16 protein-coding genes are annotated in these 15,796 nt (G+C 39.7%); 8 read left to right on the top strand and 8 right to left on the bottom strand.

Features of this window, described 5'->3' with window-relative positions; all coding sequences use genetic code 11:
• Positions 1-56: 56 nt before the first annotated feature.
• On the bottom strand, positions 57-1,238 hold the full coding sequence (locus CYK47_RS11170; protein ID WP_122901774.1) for a sugar transporter: 1,182 nt from the start codon (positions 1,236-1,238) through the stop codon (positions 57-59).
• 144 nt (positions 1,239-1,382) lie between these two features.
• On the opposite strand from CYK47_RS11170, the gene CYK47_RS11165 reads away from it, so the two are divergent.
• Positions 1,383-1,664, top strand: a complete 282-nt coding sequence (locus CYK47_RS11165) for a GNAT family N-acetyltransferase (RefSeq protein WP_122901771.1) — start codon at positions 1,383-1,385, stop codon at positions 1,662-1,664.
• A gap of 30 nt (positions 1,665-1,694) precedes the next feature.
• A complete protein-coding gene (locus tag CYK47_RS11160) occupies positions 1,695-1,982 on the top strand; it encodes a GNAT family N-acetyltransferase (RefSeq protein ID WP_122901769.1) in 288 nt (95 codons plus the stop codon).
• Positions 1,983-2,023: 41 nt separating this feature from the next.
• Here CYK47_RS11160 and mpl read toward each other — a convergent pair whose 3' ends face one another.
• On the bottom strand, positions 2,024-3,388 hold the full coding sequence (gene mpl, locus CYK47_RS11155) for a UDP-N-acetylmuramate:L-alanyl-gamma-D-glutamyl-meso-diaminopimelate ligase (protein WP_122901767.1): 1,365 nt from the start codon (positions 3,386-3,388) through the stop codon (positions 2,024-2,026).
• 191 nt (positions 3,389-3,579) lie between these two features.
• On the opposite strand from mpl, the gene CYK47_RS11150 reads away from it, so the two are divergent.
• The 4 genes from CYK47_RS11150 (at position 3,580) to CYK47_RS11135 (ending at position 7,550) form a co-directional block, all read left to right on the top strand.
• Entirely contained in the window at positions 3,580-3,921 is a 342-nt protein-coding gene (locus CYK47_RS11150) for a DMT family protein (protein ID WP_122901765.1), read from the top strand.
• Positions 3,922-4,098: 177 nt separating this feature from the next.
• On the top strand, positions 4,099-4,611 hold the full coding sequence (gene purE / locus CYK47_RS11145) for a 5-(carboxyamino)imidazole ribonucleotide mutase (RefSeq protein ID WP_122901763.1): 513 nt from the start codon (positions 4,099-4,101) through the stop codon (positions 4,609-4,611).
• A 15-nt stretch (positions 4,612-4,626) separates the two neighbouring features.
• Positions 4,627-5,748: a 5-(carboxyamino)imidazole ribonucleotide synthase gene (locus CYK47_RS11140; RefSeq protein WP_122901761.1), complete on the top strand. Its 1,122-nt coding sequence runs from the start codon at positions 4,627-4,629 to the stop codon at positions 5,746-5,748.
• Positions 5,749-6,266: 518 nt separating this feature from the next.
• Positions 6,267-7,550 (top strand): lytic murein transglycosylase, encoded by a 1,284-nt coding sequence (locus CYK47_RS11135; protein ID WP_122901759.1) that lies wholly within the window; start codon positions 6,267-6,269, stop codon positions 7,548-7,550.
• A gap of 49 nt (positions 7,551-7,599) precedes the next feature.
• Here the strand turns inward: CYK47_RS11135 and CYK47_RS11130 are convergent, their stop codons facing one another.
• The 5 genes from CYK47_RS11130 to CYK47_RS11110 all read right to left on the bottom strand — a co-directional run bounded on the left by CYK47_RS11130 (position 7,600) and on the right by CYK47_RS11110 (position 12,860).
• Entirely contained in the window at positions 7,600-7,965 is a 366-nt protein-coding gene (locus tag CYK47_RS11130; RefSeq protein WP_122901757.1) for a hypothetical protein, read from the bottom strand.
• A 129-nt stretch (positions 7,966-8,094) separates the two neighbouring features.
• Positions 8,095-9,009 (bottom strand): matrixin family metalloprotease, encoded by a 915-nt coding sequence (locus CYK47_RS11125; RefSeq protein ID WP_122901755.1) that lies wholly within the window; start codon positions 9,007-9,009, stop codon positions 8,095-8,097.
• Between the two features lie 142 nt (positions 9,010-9,151).
• On the bottom strand, positions 9,152-11,092 hold the full coding sequence (dnaK, locus tag CYK47_RS11120) for a molecular chaperone DnaK (RefSeq protein WP_122901753.1): 1,941 nt from the start codon (positions 11,090-11,092) through the stop codon (positions 9,152-9,154).
• A 120-nt stretch (positions 11,093-11,212) separates the two neighbouring features.
• The gene (gene grpE, locus CYK47_RS11115) at positions 11,213-11,755 is read right to left on the bottom strand and encodes a nucleotide exchange factor GrpE (RefSeq protein ID WP_122901831.1); all 543 of its coding nucleotides are present in this window, start codon (positions 11,753-11,755) and stop codon (positions 11,213-11,215) included.
• A gap of 559 nt (positions 11,756-12,314) precedes the next feature.
• On the bottom strand, positions 12,315-12,860 hold the full coding sequence (locus CYK47_RS11110) for a hypothetical protein (RefSeq protein ID WP_122901751.1): 546 nt from the start codon (positions 12,858-12,860) through the stop codon (positions 12,315-12,317).
• Positions 12,861-13,022: 162 nt separating this feature from the next.
• On the opposite strand from CYK47_RS11110, the gene CYK47_RS11105 reads away from it, so the two are divergent.
• A complete protein-coding gene (locus tag CYK47_RS11105) occupies positions 13,023-14,084 on the top strand; it encodes an alpha/beta hydrolase (RefSeq protein ID WP_122901749.1) in 1,062 nt (353 codons plus the stop codon).
• Here the strand turns inward: CYK47_RS11105 and CYK47_RS11100 are convergent.
• Positions 14,081-14,773, bottom strand: coding sequence for an acetoacetate decarboxylase family protein (locus tag CYK47_RS11100; protein WP_122901747.1), 693 nt, complete (start codon positions 14,771-14,773; stop codon positions 14,081-14,083). The genes CYK47_RS11105 and CYK47_RS11100 overlap by 4 nt on opposite strands.
• Positions 14,774-14,867: 94 nt before the next feature.
• On the opposite strand from CYK47_RS11100, the gene CYK47_RS11095 reads away from it, so the two are divergent.
• On the top strand, positions 14,868-15,431 hold the full coding sequence (locus CYK47_RS11095) for a peptidylprolyl isomerase (RefSeq protein WP_122901745.1): 564 nt from the start codon (positions 14,868-14,870) through the stop codon (positions 15,429-15,431).
• Positions 15,432-15,796: the final 365 nt, after the last annotated feature.

Below are 15,796 nucleotides of genomic sequence, written 5' to 3'. Positions count from 1 at the left end.
TCAAATATGGCTTAAGCATGGCACAATTTATGGTAAAGGGCAATTTCTATACTGTGCTAATTAGGTAAAAAATCCCTGCGTTGCACTAAATAAAGAGCCAACATGCTACCAATCAGGGCAAGACTCCCGCCCACTATACCAATATAGGCTAAGCCTAAATGTTCAATCACTAAACTGCCCAACAGGGCCCCAGTCCCAATGCCTACGTTATATAGGCCTGAAAAAATTGCCATCGCGACATCGGTGGCATCATGTGCTAGATTTAAGGTTTTCGCTTGTTGAGCTAGACCAAAACAAATAATACCAATACCCCAAAATAAACTTAAACAGCTAAGCGCTATAAAACTTTGGCTCATGGGTAGCAGTAACAATAAGGAAATCGATAATAACAAGCAGCTTAATGGAATTGCAGTACGGGTTAATTTCACTGCAAATTTACCAAATAGATAAGAGCCAACAAAACCTGCAGCGCCAAATGCTAAAAGGAAACACGTAGTTTGGTAAGAACTCAATTTCGCTACTATCAAACTAAATGGTTCAATATAGCTATAGGCAGTAAATTGCGCCGTGATGATGATAATAGTTAACGCAAAAACCAGCAGTAGACTAGGACGACGTACAAATAATTTTAAGCTTTGCGCAGAGCCAGCATTAATGCTTGGTAAGCGTGGTAAGGTTTTAGCTAAGATAAGACAAACCAAGCTGGCGCCAAGACCAATTAAAGCAAAGCTATTGCGCCACCCATAAGCCTCGCCAATCATGCGCCCAAGTGGAATGCCTAAGACCATAGCTAAGGCAGTCCCTGTGGCTAATAAACCGAGTGCCTGAAACGCTTTACCTTGTGGTGCAACTCGCACCGCCAAAGATGCTGTAATTGACCAAAATAAAGCATGCGCAATTGCAATGCCAATCCGACTAAGCATTAACATGCCAAAACTTGAGGCAAAATAAGAGCCAACATGACTGACAATAAAGGTGATAAACACCAAGATTAATAGTAAACGCCGCTCAATATTTTGAGTGAGTAACATGATGGGTAATGACAATAAGGCCACTACCCATGCGTAAATGGTGAGCATAATACCCACATCTGTAGCAGGCATATGAAAGCTGCGACCAATATCACTTAGCAATGCAACAGGGATAAATTCCGTGGTATTAAAAATAAAAGCCGCAAAGGCTAAACCAATCACACAAATCCATTGTCGTGTGGTGTTTGGGAGTGAGTGCGCAGACATAAGAAAAGTCGCTAAAAAATATGTGCTGAGTTTAGGCTGATCCTTCACTGCTGTTAAGCGACAATTTGCCAAAATAAACACAACAGTGTAAGCCGCAGAATCTGTAATGATTAATGGATGGAACAGAAAAGAAGGTCATAAAATATGGATATTGAGCATCTAGATAGCCCAACCAAAGGTGCATTTTTTATTTTTGAAAACGAGCAACGTTTAGCAGAGATGGAATATACATGGGCAGGTGATGATAAATTTATCATTGAACATACCATGGTGAGTGATGAGCTGAAAGGTCAAGGCGTAGGACGCAAATTACTGGATCGTGCTGTAGCTTTTGCACGAGACAAAAAAATCAAAATTATGCCACTCTGCCCTTTTGCTAAGTCTGTATTTGATAAAGATCCGAGCATTGCTGATGTTTTATACTAAGCTATGAATCATGCCCAATAAGGAACAACAATGAATTTTCAACATCAAGATAATGGACGTAAAGGTGAGTTTTTTCTAAATAATGAGCAAGGTCAGCGTATTGCTGAAATTAGTTATGTTTGGAGCAATGAGTATACTATTATTGCCGACCATACATGGGTTGATGATTCTCTACGAGGTCAAGGTATGGCACGTCAATTGTTAGATCATTTAGCGGAATTTGCCCGTGAAAAATCATTAAAGATTATTGCAACCTGTTCTTATGTGCTGGTGATGTTTAAACGTGACTCCAAAGCTTTTGCTGATGTTGCGGCTTAAATCAAAAAGCCCGCGATTGCGGGCCTTTTAATATGCAAGATTTAAGCTTTGAGTGCCGCAATTAGTTTTTGATGTAAACCATCAAAACCACCGTTAGACATAATCACCACAGCATCGCCCTCACCTGCTTGTTGGCTAACTTTAGCAATAATTTCATCTAAGCTACGAGCAACCATCGCTTGGTTGGACGCAGCATCAATCACAGGTTGTAGATCCCAATCTAAACCTTCGGGTTGATACCAAATCACTTCATCAGCTAGACGTGCTGAATGTGCTAAACCATCTTTATGACTACCCATACGCATGGTATTGGAACGTGGTTCAATAACTGCCCACAGCTTACGTTCACCTAAACGCTTACGTGCGCCTTCAAGGGTGGTATCAATGGCAGTTGGGTGATGGGCAAAGTCATCATAGACTTCGATGCCACGTACAGTGCCTAAAAGCTCCATACGACGTTTTACACCGCCAAAATTAGACAAAGCTTCACATGCTGTGTCAATTGCAACCCCAACATGTTCAGCTGCGGCAATCGTGGCTAAGGCATTGGCAACACTATGCTGCCCCGTCATATTCCAGCGAACTTCACCTTTCACTACGCCGTGTTGCAACACTTTAAAATGTGAACCATCAGCAGATAATTGCTCAGCATATAATTCAGCTTTCGCATTGGCATCTAATGAGGTACGTACCACAGGCGTCCAGCAGCCTTGTTCTAGTACTTCATCAATATTGCTTTCAGTCATTGGTGCAATAATCCGACCTTCTGATGGAATAGTACGTACTAAATGATGGAACTGTTTTTGAATAGCGGCAAGATCATCAAAAATATCCGCATGGTCAAATTCTAAGTTATTCAAAATGGCAGTTTTTGGGTGGTAATGCACGAATTTAGAACGCTTATCAAAGAATGCAGAATCATATTCATCGGCTTCGACACAGAAGTATTTACCGACACCTAAACGCGCACTCTCTTTAAAGCCAAGTGGTACACCACCAATTAAGAAACCCGGTTCTAAGCCAGCTTGATCGAGTACCCAAGCTAGCATGGTTGTAGTTGTGGTTTTACCATGTGTACCAGCAACACCTAATACATGTTTACCTTGTAGTACATGATCGGCTAAAAACTGTGGACCTGAAATATATGCTAAGCCTTCATTTAACATATATTCTACTGCATCAATGCCGCGCTTCATGGCATTGCCCACAATCACCAAATCTGGGTGTGGTTGCAAGTGACTACGGTCATAGCCTTGCATTAAGGTAATGCCTGCATTTTCAAGTTGGGTCGACATCGGTGGATACACATTCTGATCTGAACCTGTAACCGTATGTCCAAGATCGCGTGCTAACAATGCCAATGAGCCCATAAAGGTGCCGCAAATACCCAAAATATGCAGATGCATACGCTTAACTCCACTGCGTTTTATCACAAGCTTAGTGCTGTGTTGAATAATAGAATGAAGCAAACCATAGCAAGGCTATCTGTGAAAAGATAGTTTTTCTTATGCTAGATGATGCAAAAAAATTGCAGAACGATTTAGTATTTACAGCAAAAAACTTACACTAACGCTTCTATAAACTTTTAGACACGCTCATGCTATTTCCTTTGCTGTTATTGATTATTGCCAACTGTTTTATGACCCTTGCATGGTATGGTCATTTAAAGTTTTTACCGCATGATGCACCCATGTGGCAGGCGATTTTATTCAGTTGGGTGATTGCTTTATTTGAATATAGTTTAATGATTCCTGCGACAAAATTATTGGCACAGCAGGGTTGGGCTGTGGGGCAAATGAAAATTACCCAAGAAGTGGTCACCTTGTTGGTTTTTGTACCATTTATGATTTTTCTATTTAAACAGCCATTTAAGTTAGATTATATTTGGGCAGCTTTGTGTTTATGCGGTTGTATTTATTTTGTATTCCGTGGTCAATAAGCAATTCATTCTATAGATAAAATGCAAATTTAAATAAAAAAATAATAAAAATCGTGCGTTGCTTTGACCGTTAAATTTTGGTCATTGCTATTTTAAGGCTATAATGGGCCTTGATTCATGAGAGCTTGGACGCTCGTCCAAGGTCTGTCTTTCCTTACTTCAGTTGGAATATTTGCAATGAACGCGGCTGCTACACAAGATGCTCCTTTAGTTGGAATTATCATGGGTTCTCAATCAGATTGGGCAACTTTAGAACACACTGCCAATATGCTTAAGCAGCTTGGTGTACCTTTCGAAGCCGAAGTCGTTTCTGCACACCGTACCCCAGACCGTCTATTTGAATACGCAGAACAAGCGCGTGACCGTGGTATTCAAGTGATTATTGCGGGCGCAGGTGGCGCAGCACATTTACCGGGTATGTGTGCTGCAAAAACTGATTTACCTGTTTTGGGTGTGCCTGTGAAATCTTCAATCTTAAATGGTGTGGATTCATTACTTTCTATTGTACAAATGCCAGCAGGTATTGCGGTAGGTACTTTAGCGATTGGCCCTGCGGGTGCAACCAATGCGGCAATTATGGCAGCACAAATTTTAGGCTTAACACGTCCTGAAATTGCTAAAAATGTAGCAGATTTCCGTGCAGCACAAACTGAAAAAGTGGCAAGTAAAAATATTCCGGGTCAGGCATAAAACGGGACATAGGTTATGAAAAAAACCATCGGTATTTTTGGTGGCGGTCAGCTCGGTCGTATGATGGCGCAAGCGGCATTACCTCTAAATATTCAATGTACCTTCTTTGAAGCCAGTACAGATTGTCCATCTGCAGCACTCGGTCAAGTTTATTCAACTCAAGCGCCTCACGGTTTACAGGACTTTATTCAAAGTGCTGATGTGTTTAGCTTAGAGTTTGAAAATACGCCATTGGCTGATGTGGATGTGTTGACCCAGCAAAAAGATTTGCATCCACCACGCCAAGCTTTAGCCATTGCACAGCATCGTCTTTCAGAAAAAGCTTTGTTTGATGAATTGGCTATTCCTGTAGCACCGTATAAAGCTGTGACATCTATTGAAAGCTTAACTGCTGCCGTGGCTGAACTCGGTTTACCGATCGTACTTAAAACTTCGCGTGGTGGTTACGACGGTAAAGGTCAATTTGTATTGCGTAGTGCAGATCAAATTGAGCAAGCATGGGCAGAACTTGGCCCTGCCGGCGAACTGATTGCAGAAAGTTTTGTCACATTCTCGCGTGAAGTTTCAATTATTGCAGTACGTGGTCAAAATGGTGAAGTAAAAACTTGGCCATTGGCTGAAAACCATCATCACAATGGTATCTTGTCGCACTCGATTGTACCTGCGCCAAATAGTGCAGACCTACAACCTGTAGCAGAAGACTACATCACGCGTTTACTCAATCACTTAAACTATGTGGGTGTGTTAACTTTAGAGTTATTTGTCACCGACAAAGGTTTATATGCCAACGAGATGGCACCGCGTGTGCATAACTCAGGGCATTGGTCGATTGAAGGTGCGGTGTGCTCACAATTTGAAAACCATGTACGTGCAGTAGCAGGTTTACCACTCGGTTCAACTGAGATTATTCATCCAAGCGTGTTGGTGAATATTATTGGTCAACATCCTAAAACTGAAGACGTTTTGGCTTTAGAAGGTGCGCATTTACATCTGTATAATAAATCTGAACGTACAGGTCGTAAGATTGGTCATATTACCTTGATGCCTAATGATTCAGCACAGTTGACCACCTTGTGTCGTCAGTTGGCAAAAATCTTACCTAATCCATTGGCACTCAGCGAAGATATGAACATCTAAGCAGTCAATTGGCCAATAAAAAAGCGATCACCGAGTGGGTCGCTTTTTTTATTGTGTAAATTCAGGCAGAATTCGCCTCCTTCGCATTCGCATGCATATTGGTTTTGATCGTCAATCACAATATTCTCCCACCTTTGTGATACAGCACGGTCTTAACCAATACTTAAAATGCTGCGCTAAAATTTAAATTCAAAATAAGCATGACGATTTTTTTAACGCTAAAAAATCTAAAATTTGTCCACAATCACAACTTATCCACTTAATAATCCATAGACTTATCAACAGAATTATCCAGTTTTTAGATAGTTTAAATTTAAATATTTTTCTTTAAATTTAAAAAAATCCTCATTATTTCAACAAGCTTATTTAATTAGCTTACTTTTTAAATTTAAAACTATATTGCCTGGCGAAGATTTTAAATTTAAATCGCAGTTATGAATTTAAATTTACCGAATATGACTTTAATTTTTAGTGCAGAATGCTAAGGTAAAGAAAATTTAAATTTAAAAAGGGATGTTATGCAACGCATTGCTTTGCTTTTAGGGTCATTGACTTTAGCCATGACGGCTCAGGCAGAATTGCTGATCAATGGTAAGCCAGTTTCAGTGACATCAGGCGCTATTTCGTCAGCTCACTATAGTACACATAATAATTTTCAAAGTTGCTTAAATAATTTGCGTAGTCAGGCGATTGCTAAAGGGGTATCAGCTGCCAGTTACGTGCGTTATACCCAAAATCTCAGTCCAGATTATTCTGTAATTGAACGATTAAACTACCAACCAGAGTTTTCTACACCAATTTGGGATTATTTATCAGGTTTGGTGGATGAAGAACGCGTGCAATTAGGGCGTCAAAAACTTGCTGAACATCGTTCAGTATTAAATCGTGTAGAAGCCGCTTATGGTGTACCTGCCCATGTAGTGGTTGCAGTTTGGGGCGTAGAAAGCAATTTTGGCGATATTTCTGGTAAATATCCCTTATTACAAGCTTTGGGTACTTTAAGTTGTGAAGGGCGTCGCCAAAGTTATTTCCGTGGTGAGTTTTTTGCCGCGATGCGTATTTTGCAACGCGGTGATGTGAGTCAAGAGCAACTTAAAGGTTCATGGGCTGGGGCATTTGGTCATACCCAGTTTATGCCAACTACTTACGAAGAGTTAGCCGTTGATTTTGATGGTGACGGACGTCGTAATTTAGTCTCAAGTACTACAGATGCTTTAGCATCCACCGCAAATTTCTTAAAAAAACGCGGTTGGCAAACTGGTCAACCATGGGGCTTTGAAGTGAAGCTGCCAGCGGGTATGTCCCTAAATGGTGAAAGCCGCCGTAATAAAAAATCTTTGCAGCATTGGCTAGATCGTGGTGTAGTACGTGCTGATGGTGCGCCCTTGATACAAGGCAATTTAAGCTATTCTTCGCAAGCTGGTTTGATGGCACCAGCAGGTGCTAATGGTCCAGCATTTTTAGTCTTTAAAAACTTTGATGCGATTTATGCTTACAATGCAGCAGAAAGTTATGCTTTAGCCATTGCACATTTATCTGATCGAATTCGTGGTCAAGGCCCATTCATGCAGTCATGGCCAACCGATGATGCAGGGACTTCGCGTGCAGAACGTCGTGAAATTCAAAATATGTTATTAGAACGTGGTCATGATATTGGTACAGCAGATGGTTTAATTGGCGATAAAACTCGCAAAGCGATTATGGCTGAGCAAACCCGTTTAGGTCTGGTGGCAACGGGGCGGGCAGGGCAGAAAATCCTGCAAGCCTTACGCCAAGATCGTGCTCGTCAGCTCATGCGTTAAATTGCAACAAAAAAAGGTCTGTAGTTACAGACCTTTTTTATTTTTAAGATTAGTCACATAGTTTAACTGCATCTAACAAATCAAAAACAATGGTGGTCACATCTTGGCTTAAATTACGGTTATTAAAAATTTCATAAGCGCTAATAGTAATATCTGTATCGCTTGGTAATTGACGTTGTTCTTCTTCAATTAAGTCATTAATTGGCAATAAAGTTTGTTTTACTTGTAAATGCAAAACATCTTCAAAGTTAATATTATCCTCTTCGAGCTCAATCATTTTCTCATTAAAATAAGGCAATAAAATTGAATGTAAGTAAGGGCCAATTTCAACAATATCAAAGATTTCAATATCGCGAGTTTCTTCAACAGTGCTGATATGGTCATTTGCTTCAATCAGAATATGGTAGTAACTCACAAGCCTCTCCAAAGATGTTTTGTTCTCATAGAAGCTTCACAATAGCATGAAAAACTTGGATGTGTTGGAGATTAAAGAAAATACGCCTATAAAAAGTAAGGGATTTTTACACTATAAAATCAATTTAAACTATTGTTTAAGTAAAAGTTTTAAATCAGCTGGGCTTAACTGAAAATTTGTTGCATCTTGCTTTTGTAAAATAGGATGCATTAAACCATAAGGGTCATCATGATGTGGTAAGCCCAAAGCATGACCAAATTCATGTGCCAAAGTTAAGCGTAAATCATCTTTAGAACTAAACTCATAAATCGCAATCTGCCTACCATTAAATAAGCCTTTATCAAATTTTTTACCAGAAAAGCGCGCATTAAAGCCAGAAACTTCTTGGGAAAGTTCCGCGTTTAAGGTATTTAATTCGCTGACTTCCTGATTTAGGATCTGAATTTTTTGATTATGCGTCGCAATTTGATCCGTTAAGCGCTGCTGTTGTTGCTGTAAATGTAATTTTTGATCTTGTAGGGCAAAACGTTGTTCGGCAGATGCACCACCACGCGCATTCAAATGTTGGACTTGCTGATTATATAAGTGGGTCGCTTGATTCAGATCATCGCGTTTTTGACTGAGCTGTTGTTGCAACGCTTGAATGTGCTGCTTGAGTTGTTCAGCTTGTAAATGGCGTTGCTGCCAGAGCGCTTGTCTAGATTCAATATACTCGAGTTGTTGTTGACGAGAATTACTTTCTAACTGCCTTTCATCATAAATTAAATCAATGGTGAGTTTGGCCTTTGGGTCATACACAAAGTAATCTTTACCGCCGGCTTGTTGCCAAATGTGCGTCGCTTCTACTGCCAGTTTTTCTACTTCAGAAGGGCTAATGCCAAAACGTGGATCAATTTCCCCAATACGATAGCGAATGCGCTGATCAAAAGGCGCTAAAATCCTTTCACTGATTGGATTTTGCCTCAGATGCGGATAGTGAATGTTTTGATACAGCAGACAAAAACCAAATCCAAGCAACAGCAATAACAACAAAAAACGCAGCATAAACTTTATCTTTATATTTTTTAACTAATTTAGCGCAAATTTTTCGCAGAAAAAATAGCTTTATGTGTGATCAAATATTAATTAATAAGGCTTAGGCCTATAAAAAAACCGCGCTTACGCGCGGTCTTTTGTAGATGACAAATTATTTTTTGTCGTCTTTTACTTCTTTGAATTCAGCATCTACAACGCCGTCATCTGCTTTTTGTGCCTGACTTGCATCACCTTGGAACGCGTTAGGGTCAAAACCTTGCGCGCCACCCGCTTGTTGAGCAGCTTCATAAGCACGTTGAGTGATTGGCATAATGATGTTTTGCAGCGCTTCAGTTTTCGCTTTAATTTCTTCAACATCATTTTCTTTAGTCGCAGCTTCTAATTCAGAAACAGCAGTTTCAACCGCAGTTTTTTCGTCAGCTGTTACTTGTTCGCCAAGATCTTTTACTGCTTTTTGAGAAGAAGCAACTAAAGCATCTGCTTCGTTACGTGCTTTTGCAAGCTCTTCAAATTTACGATCTTCTTCAGCATTCGCTTCAGCGTCACGGATCATTGCTTCGATTTCAGCATCAGACAAACCTGAGTTTGCTTTAATCTGGATTGATTGCTCTTTACCAGTGCTCTTATCTTTTGCAGATACTTTCAAGATACCATCAGCGTTGATATCGAAAGATACTTCAATTTGTGGCACACCGCGTGGAGCAGGTGGGATGTCGCCTAATTGGAAGTTACCTAACAATTTGTTTTGCTGAGCCATTTTACGTTCACCTTGGTAAACAGAAATGTCTACAGCAGGTTGGTTGTCAGCAGCAGTTGAGAACACTTGAGATTTCTTCGCAGGAATCGTGGTGTTTTTCTCGATGATTGCTGTTAACACGCCGCCCATTGTTTCGATACCAAGGGTAAGTGGAGTCACGTCAAGTAAAAGTACGTCAGTTTTGTCACCTGAAAGTACCGCACCTTGAATCGCAGCACCCATTGCTACAGCTTCGTCTGGGTTCACGTCTTTACGTGGCTCACGACCAAAGAACTCTTGTACTTTTTGTTGTACAAGTGGCATACGTGATTGACCACCAACTAAAATTACGTCAGAGATGTCGCTTGTTGAAAGACCAGCATCTTTAAGTGCAATCTTACATGGCTCAATGGTACGCGCAACTAAGTCAGCAACTAAACCTTCAAGTTTTGCACGCGTTACGTTGATCACTAAGTGTTTAGGACCAGTTGCATCGGCAGTGATGTATGGTAGGTTGATTTCAGTTGCGTTAGAAGATGAAAGTTCGATCTTGGCTTTTTCAGCAGCTTCTTTTAAACGTTGCAGCGCAAGCGGATCTTGTTTCAAGTTTACGTTTTGCTCTTTCTTGAATTCTTCAACAAGGAATTCAATTAAAGCGTTATCGAAGTCTTCACCACCTAAGAATGTATCACCGTTTGTAGACAACACTTCAATTTGTTGGTCGCCATCAAGGTCAGCGATTTCAATGATTGATACGTCAAAAGTACCACCACCTAAGTCGTAAACCGCGATTTTACGGTCGCCTTCTTTTTTGTCCATACCGAACGCAAGTGCAGCTGCAGTTGGTTCGTTGATGATACGTTTAACTTCTAAACCTGCAATTTTACCTGCATCTTTCGTCGCTTGACGCTGTGCATCGTTGAAGTAAGCAGGAACAGTAATAACTGCTTCAGTTACTGTTTCACCTAAGTAATCTTCAGCTGTTTTCTTCATCTTTTTCAAGATTTCAGCAGAGATTTGCTGTGGAGCAAGTTTCTTGTCGTTTACATCAACCCAAGCATCGCCATTGTCTGCTTTGATGATTTTGTATGGTACAAGACCGATATCTTTTTGTACGGCTTGGTCTTGGTACTTACGACCGATCAAACGTTTGATCGCGAATAAAGTGTTTTTAGGGTTGGTTACTGCTTGACGTTTTGCAGATTGACCTACAAGGATCTCGCCATCTTTATACGCAATAATCGATGGAGTTGTACGTGCGCCTTCAGCGTTTTCGATTACTTTAACGTTGTCGCCTTCAAGTACTGCTACGCAAGAGTTTGTAGTACCTAAGTCAATACCAATGATTTTAGCCATTTGGGTGTTTCCTCAATAATTCTGTTGTGATGTTTCACTTGTTATTCGATATGAGAGCCATTGAAGATTTTTCAAGTAAATTTTTTGAAAATATTTTCTAAGCTCTCGAATTTTTTGCTTTTAAGCACCAACCATAACCATAGCAGGACGTAATAAACGACCATTTAGGCTATAGCCTTTTTGTAATACTGTGCCAATTTCGTTGGCTTTCGCATCTGGAGCAATACCCACAGCCTGATGCAAATCTGCATTAAAGCCATTTGCGGTATCTACAACGACAACACCAAATTTTTCTAAAGTAGTCAGCAGACCTTTAAGGGTAAGTTCAACACCTTCAGATAAAGGCGTTTTTTCTTCACCAACAGCAGCAATCGCACGCTCTAGGTTATCCACTGTATCAAGCAATTCTTTAGCGAACTTTTCTAAAACAGCTTCTTTATGTTTGTCAGATTCGCGTTGAATACGCTCTACACTTTTTTGCGCTTCGTAAACTGCATTCGCAGTACGTGCTTTTTCTAGCTTTAGGTCACCTTCGAGCTGGGCAATTTGCTCTTGTAAAGATTCAACGGTAACTTCAGCCTGCTCAGTTTCGGCTTGAGTTTGCGCTGTTGTTGGTTCCGCTTGCTCTAAGTCTTGAGCTTGCTCATTTTGCTCAGTCGCCATTGCTTTACTCCGTTTGAATGGGTTCTTAAACATGTACAGTCCTTTGGCATCAGCTCTAACTCTGTTAACTCTGAACTGCCATGAGTTTGATAAATTTCATGATTGCTAATAGAAATCGGGGCGGGGATTGGAAATTCAAGCATTAAACCCATTAAATCTAGAAATAATCTGTGTTGCATGATTTTTAACATGCGCTGAATTAAGGCTTGAATAACAAGCAGCATATTTAAAATTATCAGCAAAATCAGCTGATTTGACTCTAAAAGCTTACGGAATAAATCATTTATATGATAAAAAATTTAGTTTAAGATTATGAAATTTAATATTTTATTATAATTATGAACACTTGTAGGGGGAGGATTTATATTTAAAAACGATCAATATTTGACTAAATAAGTATTTCTCAAATGAGTGGTTTTTGCATACTATTTATTCAGATTCTATGGCTGTAGTTTCCTTTTCGATATTTTGAAATGTGTTTTTCAGGACTTATCCAACCTCTGGATGAGTCTTTTTTTTGCCCAAAAAAGAAGCGCTTGAGACGCTTCTGATTTTGGACTTAGCGCTGTCGTTGCTGTTCAAAATATTTAATGGCTTGTTGACGCTTTTCTTCATTGCTGCGACGTTGTTCAGCAGCACGTTTTTGCTGATCAGCTTGTCGATCTCTTTTTAACTGTTCTTGGCGTTGTTTTTGCGCATTTTGTTCACGCTGACGTTGTTGAAGCTGTTGTTCACGTTTACGTTGCTGTTCAAGTTGCTCACGACGTTTACGGTCTAAATTTTGATGACGATCACGTTGTTGCTGTAATTGCTGTTCACGTCGTTTTTGTTCCAATTGACTACGTTCGCGTTGTTGTTGTAAACGCTGACGCTCTAATTCATTTTTTTGACGCTGAAGTTGTAATTGGCGGTTACGGTTTTGTTCAGCTAAACGACGACGCTCTAGCTCTAAGCGTTGACGTTGTTGCAAGTCATAACGATTGTCGTAGTTGCGGTCGTAACTACGATCATAACGACCATCGTAATAACCATCTTCTGGAAAAGCCACACAACCCACAGCTAAAAATGTGGTCGCCAGCGACAATAATATAAGTTTTTTAGCCATGCTGCTGATCCTTATGCCAAAATCTAAACTATAAATAGCATAACGGATAGATCAAGCGCGCTGTGTTATAGATTAGATGACTTATATAACGATATAGTGGCAAAAGACTTTGATCATGTAGAAATTATGAAGATATTGAGCTTAATTTAGGAATCACAATAAATGATAACAATAAAACAAATAGTGCAGCGTAGCCGAGTTCCTGCCGTGCGGCTGATTGATCATTTGCCGCAATTTAGCCAACGTGCCTTGGTAAAACTGTTGGGTTATCCTTATGACTATCCACAACTCGATCCATTAACAGCATGTTTAATGGCAATGCAACACAAGCAAGGTCGTGCAGGTTTTCTAGCGCAAGATTTATCCCGCACACGTCAGTATTATGAACAAAAAATAAAGCTGTTATCTACTTATAAAACTAAGATTCGACAGATTCAAGATTTACGTTTGCCCTTAGCCAGTGGCACGCTCAAAGCACGCCATTATCATCCGCAGCCAAATAAAAAATTAGCTATGTTAGTGTTTTATCATGGAGGTGGTTTTGTAGCAGGTAGTCTAGACACGCATGATGAAATTTGTCGCTTACTGGCCAAAACCATGCAAGTGCAAGTATTAAGTGTGCAGTATCCTTTAGCACCTGAGGCCAATCCACAGCAGGTCATTGAGGCGAGTCAGCAAGCACTAGAATGGGTTTATCAAAATCGTCGTCAACTAAATATTTATAAAGGTCGCATTGCGATTGCTGGTGATAGTGCTGGCGGCAATATTTGTGCAGTCGTGGCACAGCGCAGTATTCAACAAGCTTATGCGGTCAAGGCACAATTACTGATTTATCCTTGTATTGATTTGCAATATAGCTATCCTTCGCAACAACGCTTTGCTTATGGTTTAAGCTTAACTGCAACTGATGTGAAACGCGTGAAACAACTGTATGCTGAACAACATCATGTAGAATTTGATGATCCGCTGATCTCGCCTGTGTATGCCGAGCCAAATCCATCTTTAGCTGCAAGCTTTATTGTGACAGCAGGGCATGATGTATTGCGTGATGAGGCGGAATTTTACGCAGAAAAGTTGGCTGCTCATGGCTGTAAAGTCCAATATCAAACTTATATAGAGCAAGCACATGGATTTATCCACTTAACAGCTATTTCCAAACAGGCAAAAAAATGCTGCTTAGACATTGCTAAGCAATTTAAAAAGTTTTGGTGGGCGCATGCTTAAGGTGTTTCACGTGAAACATGCTTGAGCTGCTGCACCTTAGCTTCGGGTAAGATCAGTTGTACTTCTGGCATATAAAAACTATGGATATAGCGTGCGTGATTAAAATTTGGAAATAATCCATCGGTATTGTGCCATTGCACCGATTTTAATTTACATAACTTACCGCGAAATTGAGGTGTAAACACATAGCGCTGGCCTTGCCAATGTTGCTGTACGTTTAAAATACTGTCGGGCAATTGGTGACTATTAATATAAAAGCTCGCATTATTTTTCGCATGATTTAGTTGAATCATCATACTGTGCTCTGCTGTCTTAATTTCGCAATACATGGCTGTATTGGTCTGGATCCAATTAAACTCTGCTAACTCTTTAGGCAGACCCCAAAAGGTCTGTCCAGATAAGATGGATTCTGGATGAGAAACTAAAATTTTAACGATGGAGGAATAACGCTGTCTTTGTTGTGTAGGATGATCGACAATAAATAACGCATCATAAACGCCAATTGGGGTAGATTGATAACGTAGTAAAACTACATGCAGCATATGCCCAGTACGAGAAGCCTGTAAATTAAAGGCTTTGGCATGCTGTAAAAACTGTGGACTGGCCCAGTAATTTAAAATATAGGCTTCACCATGGCATTGCCAAGGTGGATAGTGTTTCAGCTCAGCTAAGTGTTGTCGTTGTGTCATATCAATTCCCTTTTTGATGATTACGACTGTTTTATTTATAGTGAACGACTAATATCAAGAAATTAAAGTAGAAAAGATTGGGATTAGTAAACAAATGTTAAAGAAAACTTTAGCTGCTAGTGTATTGGTTGTTGCAAGTATAAATAGTTATGCTGCAAATAGTGTGATTGAAATGAAAACCACAATGGGTAAAATTGAAATCGAACTCTTTAATGAGCAAGCGCCAATCACGACAAAAAACTTTGAAAGTTATGTGAAAAAGAAATTTTATAATGGGACGATTTTTCATCGTGCTATTCCAGGCTTTATGCTGCAAGGTGGTGGCATGACAGCAGAGATGCAAGAAAAACCAACGGGGAAAGCAATTATCAATGAGGCCAGTAATGGCATTAAAAATACCCGTGGTAGTGTTGCAATGGCGCGTACTAACGATCCTAACTCTGCCAAAAGTCAATTTTTTATTAATGTGGCAGATAATGGCTTGTTAGATAAAAGCACAGAAAATGCAGGTTATGCTGTGTTTGGACAGGTGATTAAAGGCATGGAAGTGGTGGATCAAATTGTTAAGCTGCCTATTACAGGTTATGGTTCACATCCAGATATGCCAAAAAATCCAGTTAAAATTATTACGATGCAAATTAAGACAAAGACGAAATAATTTTAAAAAAAACTTTTGAAATTATAATTTTATGCACTATTTTGAGAGTATTGTGCTTTTATTGGTGTATAAAAAACAAACACTTGATTGTTTTTGCTTGGTAAAAAGCTTGCCAAGGTAAAAAAACGCCCTATAATGGCCTGCATACCGACGCAGTAAAGCGAAATAGATTTAGCATCAAGTGTTAAATTATTGAGTTTTAATGTGTTTTAACTTTTTAGCGACGAGCTATAAAGTTAATCATTAAGAGATTATGAAGAACAACTTGTGTGGATTTTTACTGGTTGATCAATCGAATATATTTTCATTGATAATTGGTAAGAATTTCTCGAAGTTTATTTGAGCAAATTTTTTGTCAGTAATTG

This window comes from Acinetobacter sp. B51(2017) (assembly GCF_003711395.1).
Lineage (GTDB): Bacteria > Pseudomonadota > Gammaproteobacteria > Pseudomonadales > Moraxellaceae > Acinetobacter.
Note: the sequence above shows the minus strand (reverse complement) of the source record. Positions and strands in the feature narration are given on the sequence as shown.